This is a genomic window from Homoserinimonas sp. A520, from assembly GCF_054489245.1.
The window spans coordinates 88004-107994 of the sequence record NZ_JBTMWX010000007.1 but is presented as its reverse complement, the minus strand read 5'-3'; the positions used below and the strand labels follow the sequence as shown (position 1 = coordinate 107994).

Below are 19991 nucleotides of genomic sequence, written 5' to 3'. Positions count from 1 at the left end.
CGGGGCCCACCTGCGTCTACGCGTTATGCCCTATTGCGGCTTCCCTTGGTGGCGAAGCCATAAATGGCCAGAACCAGGATGGCTCCGAGGATGGCCACGATCCAGGTCTGGAATGACCAGAACTCTTCGAGTCCGATGCCGAAGATGGCGGAACCGATCCAGCCACCGATCAATGCACCGACAACTCCGAGCAGCAGCGTCATCAGCCACCCGCCGCCCTGACGACCAGGGAGAATGGCCTTCGCAATGGCTCCGGCAATCAGTCCCAGAACAATCCAACCGATGATACCCATGGTGTCAACTCCATACGGTCATATTTCGCGTTCCGCTTTGAAACGCTTGAACAATCGTCGCACTCCCCCGTTTGGGGGGCAACCCTTGTCTCTTGGTGAATCGCGCGCTATGTGGGTTTGGCGCGTCCGCCGTGCATCGGGCAGTGTTGGACTATGAGTCGGCAACACCCCTGGACCAGATACGTCGCCATTGGCGACTCGTTCACCGAGGGCATCGGCGACCCCGAACCGAAAAGTCCGGGCGGACATCGGGGCTGGGCCGACCGCGTCGCCGAGGTGCTCAGCTCCCAGACCGAGGAGTTCTCCTACGCCAACCTCGCCGTCAGGGGCCGGCTGCTCCAGCAGATCATCGACGAACAGGTCGAACCGGCACTGGAGCTGCGCCCCGACCTGATCACCATCTCTGCCGGCGGCAACGACATCATCCGCCCCAATACGGATCCGGACGATGTCGCCAGCCGGCTGGAGGAGACCGTCAAACGGCTGCGCTCGGACGGCGCGACCGTGGTGCTCTTCAACGGGCCTGATATCGGCATGACGCCCGTGCTCGGGCGGCTGCGCGGGAAGGTCGCCATCTACAACGAGAACCTGCGTGCTGTCGCCGTGCGCCAGGATGCGATCGTGGCGGATATGTGGGCCCTTACCGACCTGCGCGACCCGCGGATGTGGGCGCCGGACCGCCTCCACTTCTCCCCCACCGGGCACCACACTGTTGCGAGGATGGTGCTGGACGCGCTCGGAGTCGAGAATGACCTGGAGCCATTCGCCCCCGAACCGCTGCCACCCATCAACTGGCGGAAAGCGCGGGTGGAAGACATCGGCTGGGCTCGCGAGTACCTGGTGCCATGGGTCGTCCGGCGCATCCGCCACCAGTCATCGGGCGACAATGTGACGGCGAAACGGCCGGGCTACTAACCCGGCCGCGCGCAGACGAAGAAGGTGGCTAACGCCCGAACTGGGCTGCAGCCGGACAATCGAATGGATCGCTGCCGGCGGCAAGGCCGACCCGGTTCAGGTACTGGATGACGATCCCGTACGACTGGGTCAGAGTGGTCTCCGTGAACGGGATGTTGTGCGTCTGGCAATATTCCTTGGCAATCTCGTTCGCCTTGCGCAGGTGCGGCCTCGGCATGTTCGGGAACAGGTGGTGCTCGATCTGGTAGTTGAGGCCGCCCATGAAGGTGTCCATGACCCAGTTGCCCTTGATGTTGCGGGAGGTCAGCACCTGGCGACGCAGGAAGTCGACTTTGCTGTCGTGGGGCAGGATCGGCATGCCCTTGTGGTTCGGCGCGAAGGATGCGCCCATGTAGACGCCGAAGACGGCGAGCTGGACTCCGATGAAGGCGAAGCCCATTCCGACCGGGAGCATGAGGAAGATGACGGCGACGTACGCGCTCAGCCTGGTGAGGATCATCGAGATCTCCAGCCAGCGCTTGTCGACCTTGCCGCGCCCGAAAACGGTCTTCAGGCCGTGCATGTGGAGGTTCAGTCCCTCGAGCATGAGTACCGGGAAGAACAGGTAGCCCTGGCGTTTGAGCGCCCAGGCGTAGATGCCCTTCGTCTTCGCCGTGTCTTCCTCGCGGAACATGACGAAGTCCGGCTCGATGTCCGGGTCCTTGCCGACGATATTCGGGTTGGCGTGGTGGCGGCTGTGCTTGGTCATCCACCAGGAGTAGCTGATGCCGACGAAGAGGTTGGCCAGTGTCCGGCCGGCGAGGTCGTTGACCTTGCCCGAGGTGAAGATCTGGCGGTGTGCCGCCTCGTGGGCGAGGAAGGCGTACTGGGTGAGGATCACGCCGAGTGCTGCCGCCATCAGCAGCTGGAACCAGCTGTCGCCGAGCAGGATGAATCCGGTGACCACCCCGCCGAGCGCGAGGGTGATGAGCGAGAAGATCAGGTAGTAGAACCCGGTGCGCCTGCGCAGCAGGCCGGCGTCCCGGACGGTGTTCAGCAGGGACGAATACTCGGTGGTCGGATTGCCTCGGCGTCCACCCGGTTTCGTCTTGGTGAACGTGACCACGGGAGCCTGCGTTGCGGTTGCGGACGAATCAGTCACGGGACCTCGATTCTGGTGACTTCCCAGTCGGGTTTGGTGATGTAAGCAAACGCTCAAACGGATGTCTACGACACTACGGCACGCGCCGCGCCCAGCGCTCGGATTCCGCTGCGTTTTGCGAAGATTCCCAGCATCTATATGCTGTTTGAGGCATATGAAGCATCAACCGGCGAGGGCGAATGGGTTGCTGAGACGCCACAGCGGACCGGGATCCGCGAGGTCGCCTTCGAGCTCCAGGGGCACCTCTGTGACCGTTCCGTTGACCGTCAAACGCAGGGTCCCGACCGGTGTTCCGTCAACGGCGACGCCAATGCGATTCACGACGATTTCGGACTCGATGCTCGGTGCTCCCCAGACCAATTGCGAGTACCCACCTCCGGCGATTGCCTCTGCTCGCCCGTCCCACACCGAGCTGTAGTCCGCGAGCACTTGCCCCTTGCGGACCAGCTCGAGGTCATGGAACCCAGCAGCGACCGTGTTCATGAGGGCGTTCACCTGGGGAAACTGCGTGTCGTGATCGACACCGCCGAGTGCAACGCCGACCACCGTCACCGTCTTCTCACCCACCGGGAAGTCGGCGGAGAAAAGCAGGCAGGCGCCTGACTCATCGAGCGTTCCCGTCTTGATCCCGTCAATGCCGAGGCTGCCGAGCAACCGGTTCGAGTTCTCGAAGGTCCCGATGTGCGGCAGTGTTGCCGAGGGCATGGCAACGACCGCGGAGACGGTCGGGTCGGCGATCGCCAGCTTGGCCAGTTCGAGCAACTCGGTCACCGTGCTCGTGTTCCGTGGGTCCATGCCGGTCGGCTCATAGATCGCCGTCGTCGTCAGCCCGTGCTCGTCAAGCCAGCTGCGTGCGGCATCCAGGAAGGCGGATTCGGAACCGAACCCCCAGACCGCCAGCGACTTCGCGTAGTTGTTCGCCGAGGAGATCAGCACCACCTCCAGCAACTCGCGCTGGGTGAGTGTCAGGCCGGCACGCACCGGCTTGACCATGCCACCGACGGATTGGTAGTCGTGGTAATAACTCACATCCACCCTGTCGAAGGTCACCGTCGGACCGGACTCACCTTCGGCCAGCGGATGTTCCTGCAGCACCACCAGAGCGGTGATGATCTTCGAGATGCTGGCGATCGAGCGCGGCTCATCAGTTCCGGTGGATGCCAATACGCCGGGGAACCCGACAGCACCGACCGCAGTTGCAGCGTTGGACGGCCAGGCAAGAGCGTGCTCCGTGACCTCGGGCGCCTCGTACGGCAGGACTTCGGCGGTGACCTGCCCAACCGGGGCCAGCAGCGTGAGCGGCAGGTAGGAGAGTGCGGAGAGCACCACAGCGAGGCCGCCGAACACGGTCAATCGGCGGCGCCGATACTTCTGGGCCGGGTTTACTCGCACTCGAACAGCATAGTTTTCACCGAAGTGCCCAGAGCGCCACCGCGCTGGCCGCTGCGACGTTGAGGGAGTCAACTCCGGCCAGCATCGGGATGGTCACCACCGTGTCGGCGGCGACCATCGCTTCACGGCTGAGGCCGTCACCCTCCGCACCCATGACAATGGCAATGCGTTCCGGCGGATCCGCAGCGAATTGATCGAGGTCCACGGCGCTATCGGACAGCGCGAGGGCCGCGATGTGGAACCCGGCCTCCGTCAGCATTCCCCGGGCTTCGCTCCACTCCGGCAGCCTCGTCCACGGCACCTGAAGCACCGTGCCCATACTCACCCTGACGCTTCGGCGGTACAACGGATCGGCGCAGCGCGGCGAGATCAGCACGGCATCCGCGCCGAGTCCCGCGGCGGCACGGAAGATGGCACCGACGTTCGTGTGGTCGACGATGTCCTCCAGCACCACCACTCGCCTCGAGCCCAGAAGCAACTCCCCCACCGGCGGAAGTTCCGGGCGGTGCATGGATGCCAGGGCGCCCCGGTGCAGGCTGAACCCGGTCAACGAGTGGAGCAGGTCATCCTCTCCGACGTAGACGATCGCATCTGTGGCTTCGGCGAACGGCACGACGGTGTCCAGCCATTTCTCGAGCACCAGGAACGATCGGGGGCGATGCCCGGCGCGGATGGCACGGTCGATCACCTTCGGCGACTCGGCGATATAGAGCCCGCCAGCAGGCTCGGACACCCGGCGCAGCGCGACATCTGTCAACCTCGCATAGTCGGCAAGCCCGGCATGATCCAGGTCGGTTATCCGGATGATCTGCACGTGGCCTCCCTGACCGCTGAAACATTTCCGCAGCTCGGCGGGTTTACCCTGAGACCGAGACGGACGAGGAGATTCATGGTGTCACATCCTGGCGCGCTGGCTGCCGCCGTCACAGCGCTCGGCGGTCGAACGATTGCCGTTCTCACCGGGGCGGGCATCAGCACCGACTCCGGCATTCCCGGATATCGCGGTGAAGGCTCCACCCCACGGACTCCGATGACGATCTCCGACTTCCTGACCGACGAACGGTATCGCAAGCGTTATTGGGCCGGCAGCCAGCTCGGCTGGGCCAGGTTCGGGTCCATCGAGCCGAACGTCGGACACCGGGTGCTGGCCGACCTCGAGCGGGCGGGCATCGTCACCGGCGTGATGACGCAGAACGTGGACAGCCTGCACCAACGGGCTGGTTCGGCCAAGGTCATCGAACTCCACGGCAGCACCGACCGGGTGCGCTGCCTGACCTGCGGGCAGTTGTACTCCCGGGAGGCGGTGGCCGAGACCATCGCCCGGCGCAACCCGTGGCTGCTCGAACTCGATGAGGGCGTTCTCGGGCCGGACGGCGACGTCGAGGTGTCGGAGCTTGACCGCCTGGTCGTCCCGCAGTGTGAAGTGTGCGGAGGCGTCCTCCGCCCGGACATCGTCTACTTCGGCGAGTTCATCCCCCCGGCGAAGAGCGTGCAGGCACGCGGCATGATCGCGTCGTCGGATGCCCTGCTCATCGTCGGCTCGTCCCTGGTCGTCAACTCGGGCATCCGCCTTCTCGACCAGGCGGTGCGACGGGAACTGCCGGTGATCATCGTCAACCGCGGTGAGACCAGGGGTGACCCACGGGCCACTGTGAAGATCGATGCGGATGCGTCGTCAACGCTGACCGCATTGGCCGGCCGCTTGATGCCCGGGCACCGAGAGGCTGGGGTCCGATGACCTACCTGTACCTCGTTCGCCATGGGGAGACCGACTGGAACCAGGCCAGGAGGATCCAGGGATCAACGGACATCGAGCTCAACGACACCGGCCGGGAGCAGGCCAGGGCGACCGGACGGCTTCTCGGTCGCCGCCGGTGGGATGGCGTGGTCACCAGCCCGCTGTCCCGAGCCGCGGAGACCGCAAGCATCATTGCGGCGGAGCTGGGCCTTCCCGAGCCGGCAATGCTCGACGCCCTGGTCGAGCGCAACTACGGCGAGGCGGAAGGATTGACCGGAGAGCAACTGCTTGAGCGGTTCCCAGGGGACACCCCGGTCGCCGGCCGGGAACCCCGCTCCGCCGTGGCCGACCGTGCGATACCAGCCCTCATCGAGCTGGCTGAGCAAGGGCCTGGCCGCTCCTTCGTCGTTGTCAGCCACGGTGGCGTCATCCGCACGGTCCTGAAGGCAGTCGGGCCCGACCACGGCCCGCACCACACCGATGCCATCCCGAACGGGTCGGTGCACAGCCTCCGTTACGTCGATGAGGTGCTGGAACTGGTCGCCTTCGACGACCCGATCGAGACCGCGTCGGTCATGCCCGGGTTGGACGACTTCCCGGAACAGAATCCGATCGAGGGGCGGGAACGCTGACCGTTTTCCTGATCAGCTCGAACAGCACCCCGGCCGACTCCTGCCAGGTGAACTGTTTGGCCTGGGCGACGGATGCCCGCGAACGCGCCTCCCACTCCCCCGGACTCTCCAGGGCCGTCACAGCTGCAGCCAACGCGCTCGGGTCGTCCGGTGGAAAGTAGCCGGCCGCTTCGCCACCGATCTCGTGGAAGACGGGGATGTCACTGACCACGACCGGTGTGCCGACCCTCATCGCCTCGACCAGCGGGATGCCGAAACCCTCCTGCCGGGATGCCGTGATGAGGGCCGTCGCAGTGGATAGCGCATCGAAGTATTCGTCCTCGCTCACCCCGTCATGGAACTCGAGGGAGCCGACCGGCGCCAGGGCGCTCAACCGATCCCGGTCCGCCGGCGAGATGCCGCTCAGCAGGTGCAGGGTGTAGCCGGGAAGCCGGTGCAGCGCCGTCGCAATCGTCTCCACGTTCTTGTACGGCATGAACGAGCCCATATATACCAGGTTCTTGCCGGTGGGCGCCGGTCGCGCCGCCACCCCAGCGCGGTCGACGGCACTGCGCACCACGGTGATCTCTCGGTCGTAGACACGCGCGTCCAGGAGCTCCTGCCTGGTCGTGTATGACCCGGTGACAACCGCGTCCGCCCGCCGCAGGAGCAGCTTCACCGGCAACCACGAAAGGTGATAGACGCGCCACCCGAGCCGAACCGGCCAGGAGAAATACCGCGGTGGCGTGCGGTTCGTGTAGTAGATGAGGTCATGGAGGGTGAGGATCAACCGGTAACGTCGACCGGCTGAACCCATCATCTGCATCGGGCTGAACACCACGTCGGCCCCCGCCCGGTTGACCGCCCGCGACACCCACGGTTCACGCAGGCTGGTCGGATCGCAGCCCATGATCCACGGCAGGTCGGGCAGGAGTTCGAGTTGCCGCTCGTCGCTGATCAGCATGGTCACCGGATGCAGTTCGGAGAGCGCGGTGACCAATCCGGCCGTGTACCGGCTGATTCCGTCGTGACGGTCAGTCCTGGTGTAACGGCAGTCGAAGACGATCTTCATCGAGTGGAAGCCTCAGGCCCTGCCCAGGTCGGCAAGGAACTCCTGGATCGCGGCTGCCGCCTCTTTCGGCTTCTCGTAGTGGATCAGGTGGCCGACATCCGGCAGCACGACCAGCCTGGCGTCGCCGATGGCGTTCACGACCGGGGTATGCGCGGCCACCGGCGTGATATCGTCCAGTTCGGCGGCGACCATCAGGGTGGGCACCGAGATCCCCGAGGCGAAGTCACCGACGTGGTGGCTGATGGATGCGTCGAACGCCTCGACCACGACGTCGCGATCGGCGAAATCGCTGAAGTAGGTGTGGTGCTCGCGGTGAATCCACTTGCGCAGCGCCTTGTCCCTGGTCTTCACCAGGGACATGCTCATGAACTGCACGATCAGCCAGCTCTTCAGCAGGGCCAGACCCAGGCGTTCCGGCAGCCAGCCGGCCACCTTGTAGTACCAGACTGTCGCGCGCGTGGCGAGCGGCCGCGGGCCGTTCAGGCCGGAGACGGAGATCGGGTTGATCAGGATGAGGGCGGGCGTCTGCAGCCCCTTCGCCAAGGCGGCCGTGGACGTGATCGTGCCGAACGAGTGACCCAGGATGACGGCAGTGCCGGTGAGGCCGAGAGCATCGACGAAGGCGGTCAGCCAGGTGGCATACCCGTCGATGCTGTGCGGTGCCTCGGTCATCGGCGTGGACTCGCCGAAGCCGGGAAGGTCCGGCCCGATGAAGCGGACTTCGGGCAATTGTGCGATGACCGGCTCCAGGCCGTGGTGTTCGCCTCGGTAGCCGTGGGAGATGACGACGGTGGTCGTGGCATCCGGAGCCCCATAGATCCAGTAGCGAGTGGTGGAGCCCAGCACCTCTACCTCGTGCTTTTCGATGGGGAGGGTGCTCAGTTGGCCGGCGAAGGGCGATTCTAGGTTCATCAGGTGTCAGTCTAGGCAATGCAGCTTCAGGCAAACGCTTGCACGGCGACCTAGACTCGAACCGTTCCCACATTTGCAACGACCTCCCTGCTCGGAGAGGAGCCCTGTGAGCTTCACCGCACCGATCCAATTGCCCGGGTTGACCCTGGATCCCCAGTGGTATCGACGATCCGTCTTCTACCAGGTGATGGTCCGTTCGTTCGTGGACAGCAACGGCGACGGCTCGGGCGACCTTCAGGGGCTCATCTCGCGGCTCGACTACCTGCAGTGGCTCGGCGTGGACGCATTGTGGCTTCCCCCGTTCTTCGTCTCGCCCCTGCGCGACGGCGGCTACGACGTGGCCGACTACCGGGCGATCCTGCCTGAGTTCGGAACGCTCGACGAGTTCCAGGAGCTGGTCACCAAGGCGCATGAACGAAACATGCGGGTCATCATCGACCTGCCGCTGAACCACACCTCGGATGCTCACGACTGGTTCCAGCAGTCCCGCCAGGACCCGGATGGCCCGTACGGCGATTTCTATGTGTGGAGCGACAGCGACGAGAAGTTCCCGAACGTTCGCATCATCTTCACCGACTACGAGGACTCCAACTGGGCTTTCGACTCCGAGCGCCGCCAGTTCTACTTCCACCGATTCTTCTCACACCAACCCGACCTCAACTATGAGAACCCGGCCGTTCACGAGGCCATCTTCGAGGTGGTCAGGTTCTGGCTCGACCTCGGTGTTGACGGATTCCGGCTGGATGCCATCCCCTACCTGTACGAATCCGATGAGGGCAATGGTGAGGGCGAACCGCCGACGCACGAGTTCATCAAGACGTTGCGGGCAATGGTCGACCAGGACTATCCCGGTCGGGTGATGATCGCCGAGGCCAACCAGTGGCCCCGGGAGGTTGCGGCGTTCTTCGGCACCGAGGAGGAGCCGGAGTGCCACATGGCGTTCGACTTCCCGGTCATGCCGCGAATCTTCTACTCGCTGCGCTCCCAGCAGGCGGACGAACTGGTCAAGGTGCTGTCGGAGACCACGGATGTTCCCGAAGGGGCCGGGTGGGGCATCTTCCTGCGCAACCACGACGAGTTGACGCTGGAAATGGTCTCCGAGGAATACCGGCAGGCGATGTACGGCTGGTACGCCTACGACCCGCGGATGCGCGTCAATGTTGGCATCCGCCGCCGCCTGGCCCCTCTCCTCGACAATTCGCGGGCCGAGCTGGAACTCGCGCACGCCCTGCTGTTCTCGCTGCCCGGCTCACCGTTCCTCTACTACGGGGACGAGATCGGGATGGGCGACAACATCTGGCTCCCCGACCGTGATGCCTCCAGGACGCCGATGCAGTGGACCCCTGACCGCAACGCCGGGTTCTCCTCGGCCGACCCGGGCAAGCTCTACCTCCCGGTCGTCCAGTCGCTGGTCTACAACTACGCCCTGGCCAACGTTGAGTCGCAGCTCGCCCAGTCGCGCTCGCTGCTGCACTGGGTGCGCAACGTCATTCACGTGCGGAAGGCGCATCCGGTGTTCGGGCTGGGCTCGATCACCGTGCTGGAGACCGATAACCCGTCCGTTCTTGCTTTCGTCCGCTCCTACGGCGGCGATCAGCAGCGGTTCGGCGACTCCGCAGAAGACGTGCTGTGCGTCTTCAGCTTCGCCCACAACCCCACCTCCGTCACGATCAAGTCGGACACGTTCGGCGGGTCAGAACTTTTCGACCTCTTCGGCGGAGGCCGGTTCCCCGACTTCACCGAGGACGGCACCCTCACCCTGACCCTCGCGACACAGAGCTTCTACTGGCTGCACGTCGGCACGCCAGGGTATGCCGGTGGTCGGCAATAGGGTTAGGGCGTGAGCAACCCTTGGCATGAAACTCTTGGCGTCTTCGACCTCGAAACAACCGGCATCGACCTGGAAACCAGCAGGATCGTCTCTGCCCACGTCGGCGTCATCGATGTCGACGGTGACCCGATCGAGACCCGCAGCTGGCTGGCCGACCCGGGGATCGAGATTCCGGAGCAGGCCACCGCGGTGCATGGCATCTCCACCGAACGCGCCCGTGCGGATGGTCGTCCAGCGGCGGAGGTGATCGCCGAGATCATCATCGAGTTGAAACTGCTGGTGGCTCGGGGCATTCCGATCACCATTTTCAACGCACCATACGACCTGACACTGCTCAACCGCGAAGCGGTTCGCTACGGGATCGCTCCCCTGCCGACGCCCCTGGCCATTGTCGACCCGCTGGTGCTCGACAAGGCGATGGACCGCTGGCGCAAGGGCAAGCGCACTCTCGAAGCGGCGGCCCTGGTCTACGGGGTCATCCTCGAAGACGCCCACGATGCGGCAGCGGATGCCGTGGCCGCCGGCAGGGTCGCGCAGGCCATCGCCCGACGGTATGGGGCGTCCCTCGAGTCGGATGCGCAGGACCTCCACCGCATGCAGGTCGCATGGTGCGCCGAACAGTCCGCGAGCTTCGAGGACTACATGAGGCGCACCAAGGACCCGAACTTCTCCAAGTCGCACCTTTGGCCCGAGCTGTAGGGAGGGCGGGCGCGAAAAAGGGCGACCAGCCGGTGCTGGTCGCCCTCTCCTGAAAGCCTTGTTACTTGCTGCCGAAGCCCTTGTAACGCGTGTTGAACTTCTCGACGCGACCGGCCGAGTCCATGATGCGCTGCTTGCCGGTGTAGAACGGGTGCGAAGCAGACGAGATCTCGACGTCGATGACCGGGTACGAGTTGCCGTCTTCCCACTCGATGGTCTTGGCGCTGCCCACGGTGGACCGGGTGAGGAACGTCTCGCCGGACGCGAGGTCACGGAAGACTACGGGTGCGTACTCGGGGTGAATGCCAGACTTCATGGTTGTTCCTTGAATTGGGTGTTGCTTGAATGATTGTGGGATGTCGACCGGCCAGTGTGCCCGGGTCGAAACGATAGGACGGGTGTTAAGCCGACTATCCACGATATCAGAGTTAGACGGCCCTCGCGGTGAAGCGGCCGTCGTGCTGCTCGATTTCCACTCCGAGCCCGAACGTGTCGCTCACGTTCTGGGAGGTGAGCACGCTCTCGATCGGGCCGGCCGCCTGGATCTCGCCATCCGCCAGCAGCATGGCGTGGCCGAACCCGAGAGGAATCTCCTCGACGTGGTGGGTGACCATGACCATCGCCGGTGCCTCGCTGGCCGTGGCATAGCCGCCGAGGAGCATCAGCAGTTCCTCGCGTGCACCGAGGTCGAGACTGCCTGCCGGCTCGTCGAGCAGGAGCAGCTCAGGATCGGTCATGACCGAGCGAGCGATCTGCACGCGCTTCTGCTCACCGTCGCTCAGGTCCCCGAAGCGGCGATCCGCGAAGGTGTCGAGCTTCCATTCGGCCAGAACTCGCTTGGCGCGTCGGATATCGACGTCTTCGTACTCCTCACGCCACCGCCCGGTGACCGAGTACGCCGCCGTCAGGACGACGTCGAGCACCGTCTCAGCACGCGGGATCCGCTTGGCCATCGCCGTCGAGGCGAAACCGATCCGTGGACGCAATTCGAAGACATCCACCGAGCCGAGCGAACCGTCGAGCAGGCGCGCCTGTCCGGAGGTGGGGTGCGTCATCGCCGCGGCAACCTGCAACAGGGTGGTCTTGCCTGCCCCATTCGGCCCGAGGATGACCCAACGCTCTTCCGGTTCGACCGTCCAATTGACGGAGGAAAGGATGTGGTTGTTGTTGCGGACGACGGAAACGTCGGAAAGCTGGAGAACGCTGGCCATGCTTTTACCCTAACCTGTGGCACCACCGGGCGAGCGCAGCGGCCCGGAGTGCAGCGCTCAGAGGAGGGAGCGGTAGATCTCCTGCGTTGCCGCGGCTATCCGGTCCCAGCCGAACTCCCGTTCGGCACGGGCTCGCCCCTCCTCCCCCATTACCTTGGCCCGGACCGGGTCGGAGACCACTTCGGTCAACGCAGCGGCCAGGTCGCGAACAAACCCGTCCGGATCGATGGGAAGCCCGGTGCCGTCCTGGGCCTGCATGATCGGGACGAGGCGTCCTGTGACACCGTCGTCGATCACTTCCGGGATGCCACCGGTGGCTGTGCCGACGACAGCAGCACCGCAGGCCATGGCCTCCAGGTTGACGATCCCGAGCGGCTCATAGATCGATGGGCAGACGAACGTCGTCGCGGCGGTGAGCAATGCTCCCAGTTCCGGTTGGGACAGCAGGCGTTCTATCCAGACGACGCCATCCCTGGTTGCCTGCAGCTCCGCAACGCCACGTTGCACCTCCTGCAGGATCTCCGGGGTGTCCGGCGCGCCGGCGCACAAGACGAGCTGAACCTCCGGCGGAAGCAATGCAGCAGCCCGAAGCAGGTAGGGCAGGCCCTTCTGGCGGGTGATCCGCCCGACGAACACCACGGACGGGCGGTTCGGGTCCACGCCGAGGCTCCTGACCAGTTGCTCATCGTGCACCGGCTTCCACCGAGTGAGGTCGATGCCGTTGTGAACGACGTGCACCTTGGCCGGGTCCAGAAAGGGATAGGAGCGGAGGATGTCGCGGGACATGCCTTCGCTGACCGCGATGATGGCGTGCGCCCCGGAGAACGCCGTCTGCTCGATCCAGCTGGAAATGCGGTAACCACCGCCGAGTTGCTCCGCCTTCCAGGGGCGAAGCGGTTCCAGGCTGTGGGCAGTGACCACGTGGGGAATCCCGTGGAGCATCGCGGAGAGGTGGCCGGCCAGATTTGCGTACCAGGTATGCGAGTGCACCAGGTCTGCGCCCTCGGTGTCTGCCGCCATCTGGAGGTCGACGCCCATCGTGGCGATCGACGGATTCGCCTCCGCCAGCTGGCCGGGCACCCGGTAGGCGTCAACGAGGTCACCCTCCCGATCGCTGCCGAAGCACCGCACCCGAACGTCGATCTCCGATCGCAGCGCACGCACCAACTCGGTGACATGGACGCCGGCTCCGCCGTACACCTCAGGCGGGTATTCCCTTGTTAATATGTCGACTCTCACGCTAGTGACGCTAGTACAGACGATATCGGGAGCCTACTGTGGAGCCATGGCTTCCCAGAAGATCTTCGGTATCGTGCTCGCCGGCGGCGAGGGAAAGCGGCTGATGCCGCTCACCGCGGACCGGGCCAAGCCCGCAGTCCCGTTCGCCGGCAACTACCGACTGGTCGACTTCGCGCTGTCCAACCTGATCAATTCCGGCATGCGCCAGATCGTCGTGCTGACGCAATACAAGTCGCACAGCCTTGACCGCCATGTGTCCCAGACCTGGCGGCTCTCCGGGATATTGAACTCATACATCGCATCCGTGCCCGCCCAACAGCGACTGGGTAAGCGCTGGTTCGCCGGCTCTGCCGACGCCATCCTGCAGAGCCTCAACCTGCTGCGCGACGAGAAGCCTGACATCGTGGTCGTGGTGGGCGCCGACCACGTCTACCGCATGGACTTCAGCCAGATGATCGATGCGCACATCGAATCCGGCGCAGGGGTCACGGTGGCAGCGATCCGCCAGCCGATCTCCCTGGCCAACCAATTCGGCGTCATCGACGTGCATCCGGATGACCCGACCCGCATCCGCGACTTCCTGGAAAAGCCGGAGAACCCGACCGGTCTGGCGGATGCTCCGGACCAGGTGCTCGCATCGATGGGCAACTACGTGTTCGACGCGGACGTGCTGATGGACGCCGTTCTCCGCGACGGGGAGCTGGCGTCGTCGAACCACGACATGGGCGGCGACATCGTGCCGGAATTCGTGTCGCGTCAGGACGCAGCCGTCTACGACCTGAACCGCAATGAGGTTCCGGGGGCGACCGACCGTGATCGCTACTACTGGCGGGACGTCGGGACGATCGAATCGTATTTCGATGCCCACCAGGACCTCATCTCCGCGCTCCCGGTCTTCAACCTCTACAACCGGGACTGGCCGATCTACAACCAGCAACTGAACCTGCCGCCGGCGAAGTTCGTACGCGACGCGGACGGCAACCTGGGCACCACGATCGACTCGATCGTCTCACTCGGCTGCCTGCTCTCCGGTGCGCACCTCGAGCGCAGCGTCCTGGGGCCATGGGTGAGCGTGGGGTCAGCTGCGAAAGTGGTCGACTCGATCGTGTTCGACGGCGTGCAGATCGGCAAGAAGGCGACCATCCGCCGGGCTATCCTCGATAAGGAAGTCGTTGTCGATGATGGTGCGACCGTCGGAGTCGATCCGGCCGCAGACCGCGAACGCGGCTTCACGGTCACCGATACCGGGATCACCATCGTGGGCAAGGGCGTTCGCGTCCGCTAGTCCCCTCTCCCCGGGCTGATGGCCCGGAGCTTGGATGGTATTGCCCGATGGCCCGCTTCCTTGTCGTGCTCGACGTCGATTCGACCCTGATCGAGAATGAAGTGATCGAGTTGCTGGCGGAAGAGGCCGGCTCGCACGACCTGGTAGCCGAGATCACCTTCCGCGCCATGAACGGTGAACTCGACTTCGAGCAGAGCCTGCGAGAACGGGTGGCAACACTGCGCGGCCTCCCCATCTCGGCGCTGGCGGCCGTGCAGCAACGGGTAGTCGTCACGGAGGGGGTGCCAGAGCTGATCCGTGCGGTACAGGGCTCTGGCGGCTTTGTCGGCGTCGTCTCCGGCGGCTTCCACGAGGTTGTCGACCCGGTGGCTGCTGAGTTGGGGCTCGACCTCTGGCGGGCGAACCGTCTCGAAGTGCACGAAGGAGCACTCACCGGGGGCCTTCACGGCGCGATCATCGACGCGGATGCCAAGGCCTCCACCCTGATCGAATGGGCGAAGCAGCACGACATCCCGTTGCGTCAGACGGTGGCGGTCGGCGATGGAGCGAACGACCTGAAGATGATGGAGATCACCGGGCTGTCCGTCGGGTTCGACGCGAAGGCGCCGGTGCGCGACGAAGCGGATGTCATCCTCGACGTTCGCGACCTGAGCCAGCTCCTGGGGTTGCTGGGCCTGAGGGGCTGAGAAGCGAGCCCCCGGACTTCAGGGCTTCAGTGACCCATTCCGAGGCCGCCGTCGACCGGGATCACCGCTCCGCTGATGTATGCAGCGTCGTCGCCGGCGAGCCAGGTGATGACTTTGGCGACCTCGGCAGGGGTGGCGTAGCGGCCAGCCGGGATCTGCTTCTTGTATTCGGCCTGCGTCGCTTGGGGCAGCTCGGCGGTCATGTCGGTCTCGATGAAGCCGGGAGCGACGACGTTCGCGGTGATCCCGCGCGATCCAAGCTCCCGCGTCACCGAACGGGCCAGCCCGACCAGACCGCTCTTGGACGCGGCGTAGTTCACCTGACCGGCGCCACCCAGGAGACCGACAACGCTGGACACCAGGATGATGCGGCCGTGCCTGGCCTTGATCATCCCCTTCGACGCCCTCTTCACCACGCGGAACGCTCCGCTGAGGTTGGTGTCGATCACCGAGGTGAAGTCGTCGTCGCTCATCCGCATGAGCAGCATGTCGCGGGTCACGCCGGCGTTGGCGACCACCACTTCGACTGGGCCGAGCTCGGCCTCGACAGCGGTGAACGCCGCGTCGATGGAGTCGGCATCGGTCACGTCGGCCGTGACGGTGAGGCTTCCCTCCGGGCCGGCGCCGGAGCGGGCAGTTACCGCAACGCGGTGGCCCTGGGCGATGAATTCTTCGGCAATCGCGTAACCGATTCCCCGGTTCCCGCCTGTCACAAGCACTGTCCTGGCCGTCGTCATAATGGTCCAATCCTAGTCTGGGAGGCAGCTTCAGCCGGGGCAGCCGAATGGACTTAGGCTTGGTGCAGAGTCCCATGGCCAAGCAGCAATCGATCACATCACTCCCCCGGTCACCCGAGGAGGATCGACGCGCCCGGATGCTGAAATACAGCGTGACCATGGGCATCCGCCTGGTGTGCATCTTCGTCTGCTTCCTGGTCCCGGGATATTGGATCATCATCCCTGCCATCGGCGCGATAGTGCTGCCGTACGTGGCCGTCGTACTCGCGAACGTCAGCGATTCCCGCAAGCGGGTCGTGCTCCGCCCTGATCAGTTGAGCCTCCCACCGGCCGACAATGACCGGAGGGAACCATGAGCCTCCGCCTGCCGGGTGAAGCACCGCTGGAGCCCATCTGCTCGCGCGCCGGCTGCACCCAGGACGCTGCCTGGAACGTGAATTGGCGCAATCCGAAAATCCACGGCACGGAGCGGGTGAAAGTCTGGCTTGCCTGTGATGAGCATCGGCATTACCTGAGCGAGTTCCTCGCGGCGCGTGATTTCCCTGTCGTGGTGACCGCGTTGACCGAGCACCTCGAACGGCTCCCCAGCAGCCCTACCCCCGGCAGCCCGCTCCCCGACAGCGCAGTGCCGACGCCCGGAAGCACGACGTGAGCGGACAGCGCGACCCGAGCGGCTGGGGATTTGCGCTGACGCCGCGGTGGCTCGGTTACCTGGCGATCGCCGTCGTGTTCGCCATCGTCTGCTCCATGCTCGGCATGTGGCAGTTCCAGCGTCGCGCCGAGGCTCGTGCGGCGATCGACGTTGTCGAGGCGAACTATGACGAGAGTCCGCGGCCGGTCCACGACGTGTTGCCGTCCCTCGACGCCTATGAGCCCAGCCAGCAATGGACCCCGGTGGTGCTGCGCGGGGAATATCTCGTGGACGAGCAACTCCTGGCGAGAAACCGCCCGTTCAACGGTCATCCTGGCTTCGAGGTGCTCACTCCGCTGCAGCTGGAGGACGGCACCGTCTTCATCGTCGACCGCGGCTGGGTTTCCGTCGGTTCTCGTCAGGATGCGCCGGACACTGTGCCGGCGCCCCCTGCCGGCGAGGTGACCGTCGTAGCCAGGCTGAAGGCCGGTGAACCCACCCTGCCCGGTCGAACGGCCCCCGCCGGATCCAACCAGATCGCCACAATCCACCTCGACGAGGTTGCTGACCGCCTGCAACTTCCCACCTACACGGCCGCCTACGGGCTCGTGTCCTCCGAGAACCCGGCGCCAGCCGAGACCCCCATCGCCACGGTCAAGCCGGAACCGGATGAAGGCCCGCATCTCTCATACGCGCTGCAGTGGTTCGTCTTCGCCCTGATCGGTTTCATCGGCCTGGGGTGGGCGCTGAGGGAGGAATACCGGGTCGTCAACGTCGCCGATCCCCTCGAGCAGGAGCGTGCTGCAGACCGGGCCAGGCGCAAGTCGCTGAAGAAGCCGACGGATGCCGAAACCGAGGATGCAATCCTCGACCGCACCTGATCGCGGAGAAATACGCAGCTCAGACCACTCTGCTCAGGCCAGAGTCACCAACTCGGCGTAGTCCTTGCTCCAGAAGTCTTCCACCCCGTCGGGCAGGATGAGCACCCGCTCAGGGTTGAGCGCCTCAACGGCGCCCTCGTCGTGGCTGACCAGAACGACTGCGCCCGAGTAGTTGGCAAGCGCATCCAGGATCTCGATCCGGCTGGCCGGGTCGAGGTTGTTGGTCGGTTCGTCGAGGAGCAGCACATTCGCACCGGAGACGACGATCATGGCCAGCGCGAGCCTGGTCTTCTCCCCACCGGAGAGCACTCCGGCAAGCTTGTGCGAGTCGTCTCCGGTGAACAGGAAGGAGCCGAGCACCCGCCTGGCCTCGGTCTCGGTGATGCTGGGGGACGACGAGACCATGTTCTGGAGCACCGTGCGCTTCACGTCGATGGTCTCGTGCTCCTGCGCGTAGTATCCGACCCGCAGGCCGTGTCCCGGCTCCAACTGTCCGGTATCCGGTTGGTCGACGCCGGCCAGGATTCGCAGCAGGGTGGTCTTTCCCGCCCCGTTGAAGCCGAGCACTACGACTTTCGACCCGCGGTCTATCGCCAGGTCGACGGCTGTGAAGATCTCCAGGGAGCCGTAGCTCTTGCTCAGGTTCGACGCCATCAACGGGGTCTTGCCGCACGGAGCGGGCTCCGGGAACCGCAGTTTCGCCACTCGGTCGGAAGTTCTCACATCGTCCAGCCCGGACAACATCTTCTCGGCGCGACGCACCATCTGGTGTGCTGCGGCAGCCTTGGACGCCTTCGCACCGAACTTCGCCGCCTGGAGCTGCAGCACAGAGGCCTTCTTCTCGACGTTGGCGCGTTCCTTCTTGCGGCGTTCCTCATCCGCCTCGCGCTGACGCAGGTAGTGTTTCCAGCCCATGTTGTAGATGTCGATCATCTGGCGGTTGGCATCGAGGTAGAAGACGCGGTTGACGGTCTCCTCGACCAGCTCGATGTCGTGACTGATCACGATGAGGCCGCCGGCGAAGTTCTTCAGGTAGTCCCGCAGCCACACCACTGAGTCGGCGTCGAGGTGGTTGGTCGGCTCATCGAGCAGCATGGTGTCCGCGCCGGAGAACAGGATCCGCGCGAGCTCGATACGGCGGCGCTGCCCACCCGAGAGCGTCGACAGTTGCTGGTCGAGGATCCGGTCGGGAAGGCTCAGGTTGCTGGCAATGGAGGCAGCCTCGGCCTCGGCGGCGTAACCTCCCAAAGCCAGGAAGCGGTCGGACAGGTTGCTGTACTTCTTCATTGCGGCTGCGCTGACAGCAGAGTCCGAACTGCCCATCTGCTCGGTGGCGGTCTGCATCCCCAGCATGATCTGGCCCAGGCCACGGGCGTCGAGGATCCGGGTGCGAGCCAGGTCGGATGGGTTCCCGGACCGGGGATCCTGAGGGAGGTAGCCGATCTCGCCCGAACGGTCGATCGTGCCGCCGGTGGGCGCTGTCTCCCCGGACAGCGTCTTGGTCAGGGTGGTCTTGCCTGCGCCGTTGCGGCCCACCAGGCCGATCTTGTCCCCGCGGTCGACACGGAACGACACGCCTTCCATCAGGGTGCGGGCCCCTACCCGGATCTCGAGGTCATGCACGCTGAGCACAGGAATAGTCCATTTCTATTGCTGTCGAGCCGACAGCGGGGTTGGGGGGAATTCTCCAGTATATTTCGAAGTAGTACGGCTCGGCGTCGAGGAGGGGTTTCATGGGTCTGTCGCACCTGTCCCTGTCACTGGGCAAACCAACCCTGGCTGATCGCCTGATCGGTCGTGGGCTGGCCATCGACGTCGTGCTGATCGTCACCGGAGTCGCATTCACGTCGATCGCCGCGCAGGTTGCGACGCCGGCGTGGCCGATCCAGCTGACCGGCCAGAGCATGGCGGTGCTGCTGGTGGGAATGGCGCTCGGCTCCCTTCGTGGTGCGATTGCGATCACCTTGTATGTTGTCGGTGGTGCGCTGGGACTGCCGATCTTCAGTAACAGCACTTCCGGGTTCGAGACGATCACCGGTCCCCCGGGCGGATACATCATCGGGTTCATCATCGCCGCCGCGTTCGTCGGCTGGGTGGCAGAGCGCGGACTCGATCGTACCTTCCTGCGTGCAGTCGCCTCGGCGACCGGTGGAACGGCCATCATCTTCATCGTCGGCGTTCCGAGGCTGGCCGTGGTGAACGACCTGGCGTTAGGCGACGCCATTGCACAGGGTTTTCTCCCGCTGGCGGTTGGCGGAGTTGTGAAGCTCCTTCTCGCAGCCACCATCACTACCGCCGCCTGGGCGGCCCTGAACCGGATGGAGGTTCGCGACGCTGACCGGTCGAGCAGCGCCGCGTGAGCAGAACCGCCGGTAGCAGCTCCCGCGTCACATGGCGAAGCCGAGCGCCCTCATCATGTCGCGGCCATCATCCGTGATCTTGTCCGGGCCCCACGGCGGCATCCACACCCAGTTGATGCGGAACTGCTCGACGATCCCGTCCAGGTTCTGGGAGATCTCCTCTTCGATCACGTCCGTCAGGGGGCATCCTGCTGACGTCAGCGTCATGCTGATGATCAGGGCGTTGTTCTCTTCATCCCAGGTGAGGTCGTAGATCAGCCCGAGGTCGACGATGTTGACGCCGAGCTCCGGGTCCATGACATCTTTCAGCGCCTCTTCAACCTTGTCGAAAAGGGCTGGTTCAAGTGCGACTGGCAT

The 19991-nt window shown here is 64.8% G+C and carries 23 protein-coding genes; 11 read left to right on the top strand and 12 right to left on the bottom strand.

Annotated features, from left to right (window positions below):
- Positions 1-23 precede the first annotated feature (23 nt).
- Positions 24-293, bottom strand: coding sequence for a GlsB/YeaQ/YmgE family stress response membrane protein (locus ACX3PH_RS14720; RefSeq protein WP_459093440.1), 270 nt, complete (start codon positions 291-293; stop codon positions 24-26).
- 153 nt (positions 294-446) lie between these two features.
- On the opposite strand from ACX3PH_RS14720, the gene ACX3PH_RS14715 reads away from it, so the two are divergent.
- The gene (locus ACX3PH_RS14715; protein ID WP_459093439.1) at positions 447-1208 is read left to right on the top strand and encodes an SGNH/GDSL hydrolase family protein; all 762 of its coding nucleotides are present in this window, start codon (positions 447-449) and stop codon (positions 1206-1208) included.
- Positions 1209-1236: 28 nt separating this feature from the next.
- Here the strand turns inward: ACX3PH_RS14715 and ACX3PH_RS14710 are convergent, their stop codons facing one another.
- The 3 genes from ACX3PH_RS14710 to ACX3PH_RS14700 all read right to left on the bottom strand — a co-directional run bounded on the left by ACX3PH_RS14710 (position 1237) and on the right by ACX3PH_RS14700 (position 4555).
- The gene (locus tag ACX3PH_RS14710; RefSeq protein WP_459093438.1) at positions 1237-2349 is read right to left on the bottom strand and encodes a fatty acid desaturase family protein; all 1113 of its coding nucleotides are present in this window, start codon (positions 2347-2349) and stop codon (positions 1237-1239) included.
- Between the two features lie 162 nt (positions 2350-2511).
- A complete protein-coding gene (locus ACX3PH_RS14705; protein WP_459093437.1) occupies positions 2512-3741 on the bottom strand; it encodes a D-alanyl-D-alanine carboxypeptidase family protein in 1230 nt (409 codons plus the stop codon).
- Between the two features lie 16 nt (positions 3742-3757).
- The gene (locus tag ACX3PH_RS14700; protein WP_459093436.1) at positions 3758-4555 is read right to left on the bottom strand and encodes a TrmH family RNA methyltransferase; all 798 of its coding nucleotides are present in this window, start codon (positions 4553-4555) and stop codon (positions 3758-3760) included.
- Positions 4556-4630: 75 nt separating this feature from the next.
- Here ACX3PH_RS14700 and ACX3PH_RS14695 point away from each other — a divergent pair, with 75 nt between their 5' ends.
- Both ACX3PH_RS14695 and ACX3PH_RS14690 read left to right on the top strand, forming a co-directional pair.
- Complete coding sequence (locus tag ACX3PH_RS14695) at positions 4631-5479, top strand: Sir2 family NAD-dependent protein deacetylase (RefSeq protein ID WP_459093435.1); 849 nt, start codon at positions 4631-4633, stop codon at positions 5477-5479.
- Entirely contained in the window at positions 5476-6111 is a 636-nt protein-coding gene (locus ACX3PH_RS14690) for a histidine phosphatase family protein (RefSeq protein WP_459093434.1), read from the top strand. The genes ACX3PH_RS14695 and ACX3PH_RS14690 overlap by 4 nt, the downstream gene beginning before the upstream one ends.
- On the opposite strand, the gene ACX3PH_RS14685 is transcribed toward ACX3PH_RS14690, so the two are convergent.
- Complete coding sequence (locus ACX3PH_RS14685) at positions 6053-7162, bottom strand: glycosyltransferase family 4 protein (protein WP_459093433.1); 1110 nt, start codon at positions 7160-7162, stop codon at positions 6053-6055. The two genes, ACX3PH_RS14690 and ACX3PH_RS14685, sit on opposite strands and share 59 nt — an antisense overlap.
- A 12-nt stretch (positions 7163-7174) precedes the next feature.
- Complete coding sequence (locus ACX3PH_RS14680; RefSeq protein WP_459093432.1) at positions 7175-8074, bottom strand: alpha/beta fold hydrolase; 900 nt, start codon at positions 8072-8074, stop codon at positions 7175-7177.
- Positions 8075-8180: 106 nt separating this feature from the next.
- Between ACX3PH_RS14680 and treS the strand changes: the two genes are divergently transcribed.
- Entirely contained in the window at positions 8181-9905 is a 1725-nt protein-coding gene (treS, locus tag ACX3PH_RS14675) for a maltose alpha-D-glucosyltransferase (protein WP_459093431.1), read from the top strand.
- A gap of 9 nt (positions 9906-9914) precedes the next feature.
- Entirely contained in the window at positions 9915-10604 is a 690-nt protein-coding gene (locus ACX3PH_RS14670; RefSeq protein WP_459093430.1) for an exonuclease domain-containing protein, read from the top strand.
- A 61-nt stretch (positions 10605-10665) separates the two neighbouring features.
- Here ACX3PH_RS14670 and ACX3PH_RS14665 read toward each other — a convergent pair whose 3' ends face one another.
- From ACX3PH_RS14665 to glgA, 3 genes are all read right to left on the bottom strand, one after another.
- Positions 10666-10920 (bottom strand): type B 50S ribosomal protein L31, encoded by a 255-nt coding sequence (locus ACX3PH_RS14665; RefSeq protein WP_459093429.1) that lies wholly within the window; start codon positions 10918-10920, stop codon positions 10666-10668.
- 112 nt (positions 10921-11032) lie between these two features.
- Complete coding sequence (locus tag ACX3PH_RS14660; RefSeq protein ID WP_459093428.1) at positions 11033-11815, bottom strand: ABC transporter ATP-binding protein; 783 nt, start codon at positions 11813-11815, stop codon at positions 11033-11035.
- 57 nt (positions 11816-11872) lie between these two features.
- Positions 11873-13054, bottom strand: coding sequence for a glycogen synthase (gene glgA / locus ACX3PH_RS14655; protein ID WP_459093427.1), 1182 nt, complete (start codon positions 13052-13054; stop codon positions 11873-11875).
- Positions 13055-13100: 46 nt separating this feature from the next.
- Between glgA and glgC the strand changes: the two genes are divergently transcribed.
- A complete protein-coding gene (glgC, locus tag ACX3PH_RS14650; RefSeq protein ID WP_459093426.1) occupies positions 13101-14339 on the top strand; it encodes a glucose-1-phosphate adenylyltransferase in 1239 nt (412 codons plus the stop codon).
- Between the two features lie 47 nt (positions 14340-14386).
- The gene (gene serB, locus ACX3PH_RS14645) at positions 14387-15025 is read left to right on the top strand and encodes a phosphoserine phosphatase SerB (protein ID WP_459093425.1); all 639 of its coding nucleotides are present in this window, start codon (positions 14387-14389) and stop codon (positions 15023-15025) included.
- Between the two features lie 26 nt (positions 15026-15051).
- On the opposite strand, the gene fabG is transcribed toward serB, so the two are convergent.
- Complete coding sequence (gene fabG / locus ACX3PH_RS14640) at positions 15052-15762, bottom strand: 3-oxoacyl-ACP reductase FabG (RefSeq protein WP_459093424.1); 711 nt, start codon at positions 15760-15762, stop codon at positions 15052-15054.
- A gap of 74 nt (positions 15763-15836) precedes the next feature.
- Between fabG and ACX3PH_RS14635 the strand changes: the two genes are divergently transcribed.
- Genes ACX3PH_RS14635 through ACX3PH_RS14625 form a run of 3 tightly spaced genes read left to right on the top strand, consistent with a single transcriptional unit; the run spans position 15837 to position 17274 of the window.
- Positions 15837-16118 (top strand): DUF3099 domain-containing protein, encoded by a 282-nt coding sequence (locus tag ACX3PH_RS14635; protein WP_459093423.1) that lies wholly within the window; start codon positions 15837-15839, stop codon positions 16116-16118.
- Complete coding sequence (locus ACX3PH_RS14630; protein ID WP_459093422.1) at positions 16115-16414, top strand: hypothetical protein; 300 nt, start codon at positions 16115-16117, stop codon at positions 16412-16414. Before ACX3PH_RS14635 ends, ACX3PH_RS14630 begins: the two co-directional genes overlap by 4 nt.
- Complete coding sequence (locus tag ACX3PH_RS14625; protein ID WP_459093421.1) at positions 16411-17274, top strand: SURF1 family cytochrome oxidase biogenesis protein; 864 nt, start codon at positions 16411-16413, stop codon at positions 17272-17274. Before ACX3PH_RS14630 ends, ACX3PH_RS14625 begins: the two co-directional genes overlap by 4 nt.
- 33 nt (positions 17275-17307) lie before the next feature.
- On the opposite strand, the gene ACX3PH_RS14620 is transcribed toward ACX3PH_RS14625, so the two are convergent.
- Positions 17308-18906 (bottom strand): ABC-F family ATP-binding cassette domain-containing protein, encoded by a 1599-nt coding sequence (locus tag ACX3PH_RS14620; RefSeq protein ID WP_459093420.1) that lies wholly within the window; start codon positions 18904-18906, stop codon positions 17308-17310.
- 101 nt (positions 18907-19007) lie between these two features.
- Between ACX3PH_RS14620 and ACX3PH_RS14615 the strand changes: the two genes are divergently transcribed.
- Positions 19008-19634: a biotin transporter BioY gene (locus tag ACX3PH_RS14615; RefSeq protein WP_459093419.1), complete on the top strand. Its 627-nt coding sequence runs from the start codon at positions 19008-19010 to the stop codon at positions 19632-19634.
- 27 nt (positions 19635-19661) lie between these two features.
- On the opposite strand, the gene ACX3PH_RS14610 is transcribed toward ACX3PH_RS14615, so the two are convergent.
- Positions 19662-19991: a metal-sulfur cluster assembly factor gene (locus tag ACX3PH_RS14610; protein WP_459093418.1), complete on the bottom strand. Its 330-nt coding sequence runs from the start codon at positions 19989-19991 to the stop codon at positions 19662-19664.

What these genes read in the sequence shown, in the direction of transcription:
- ACX3PH_RS14720 (WP_459093440.1), bottom strand. Translation starts at nt 293, where the DNA reads ATGGGTATCATCGGTTGGATTGTTCTGGGACTGATTGCCGGAGCCATT.
- ACX3PH_RS14715 (WP_459093439.1), top strand. Translation starts at nt 447, where the DNA reads ATGAGTCGGCAACACCCCTGGACCAGATACGTCGCCATTGGCGACTCG.
- ACX3PH_RS14695 (WP_459093435.1), top strand. Translation starts at nt 4,631, where the DNA reads ATGGTGTCACATCCTGGCGCGCTGGCTGCCGCCGTCACAGCGCTCGGC.
- ACX3PH_RS14690 (WP_459093434.1), top strand. Translation starts at nt 5,476, where the DNA reads ATGACCTACCTGTACCTCGTTCGCCATGGGGAGACCGACTGGAACCAG.
- ACX3PH_RS14685 (WP_459093433.1), bottom strand. Translation starts at nt 7,162, where the DNA reads ATGAAGATCGTCTTCGACTGCCGTTACACCAGGACTGACCGTCACGAC.
- ACX3PH_RS14680 (WP_459093432.1), bottom strand. Translation starts at nt 8,074, where the DNA reads ATGAACCTAGAATCGCCCTTCGCCGGCCAACTGAGCACCCTCCCCATC.
- ACX3PH_RS14665 (WP_459093429.1), bottom strand. Translation starts at nt 10,920, where the DNA reads ATGAAGTCTGGCATTCACCCCGAGTACGCACCCGTAGTCTTCCGTGAC.
- ACX3PH_RS14660 (WP_459093428.1), bottom strand. Translation starts at nt 11,815, where the DNA reads ATGGCCAGCGTTCTCCAGCTTTCCGACGTTTCCGTCGTCCGCAACAAC.
- glgC (WP_459093426.1), top strand. Translation starts at nt 13,101, where the DNA reads ATGGCTTCCCAGAAGATCTTCGGTATCGTGCTCGCCGGCGGCGAGGGA.
- serB (WP_459093425.1), top strand. Translation starts at nt 14,387, where the DNA reads ATGGCCCGCTTCCTTGTCGTGCTCGACGTCGATTCGACCCTGATCGAG.
- fabG (WP_459093424.1), bottom strand. Translation starts at nt 15,762, where the DNA reads ATGACGACGGCCAGGACAGTGCTTGTGACAGGCGGGAACCGGGGAATC.
- ACX3PH_RS14635 (WP_459093423.1), top strand. Translation starts at nt 15,837, where the DNA reads ATGGCCAAGCAGCAATCGATCACATCACTCCCCCGGTCACCCGAGGAG.
- ACX3PH_RS14630 (WP_459093422.1), top strand. Translation starts at nt 16,115, where the DNA reads ATGAGCCTCCGCCTGCCGGGTGAAGCACCGCTGGAGCCCATCTGCTCG.
- ACX3PH_RS14615 (WP_459093419.1), top strand. Translation starts at nt 19,008, where the DNA reads ATGGGTCTGTCGCACCTGTCCCTGTCACTGGGCAAACCAACCCTGGCT.
- ACX3PH_RS14610 (WP_459093418.1), bottom strand. Translation starts at nt 19,991, where the DNA reads ATGCCAGTCGCACTTGAACCAGCCCTTTTCGACAAGGTTGAAGAGGCG.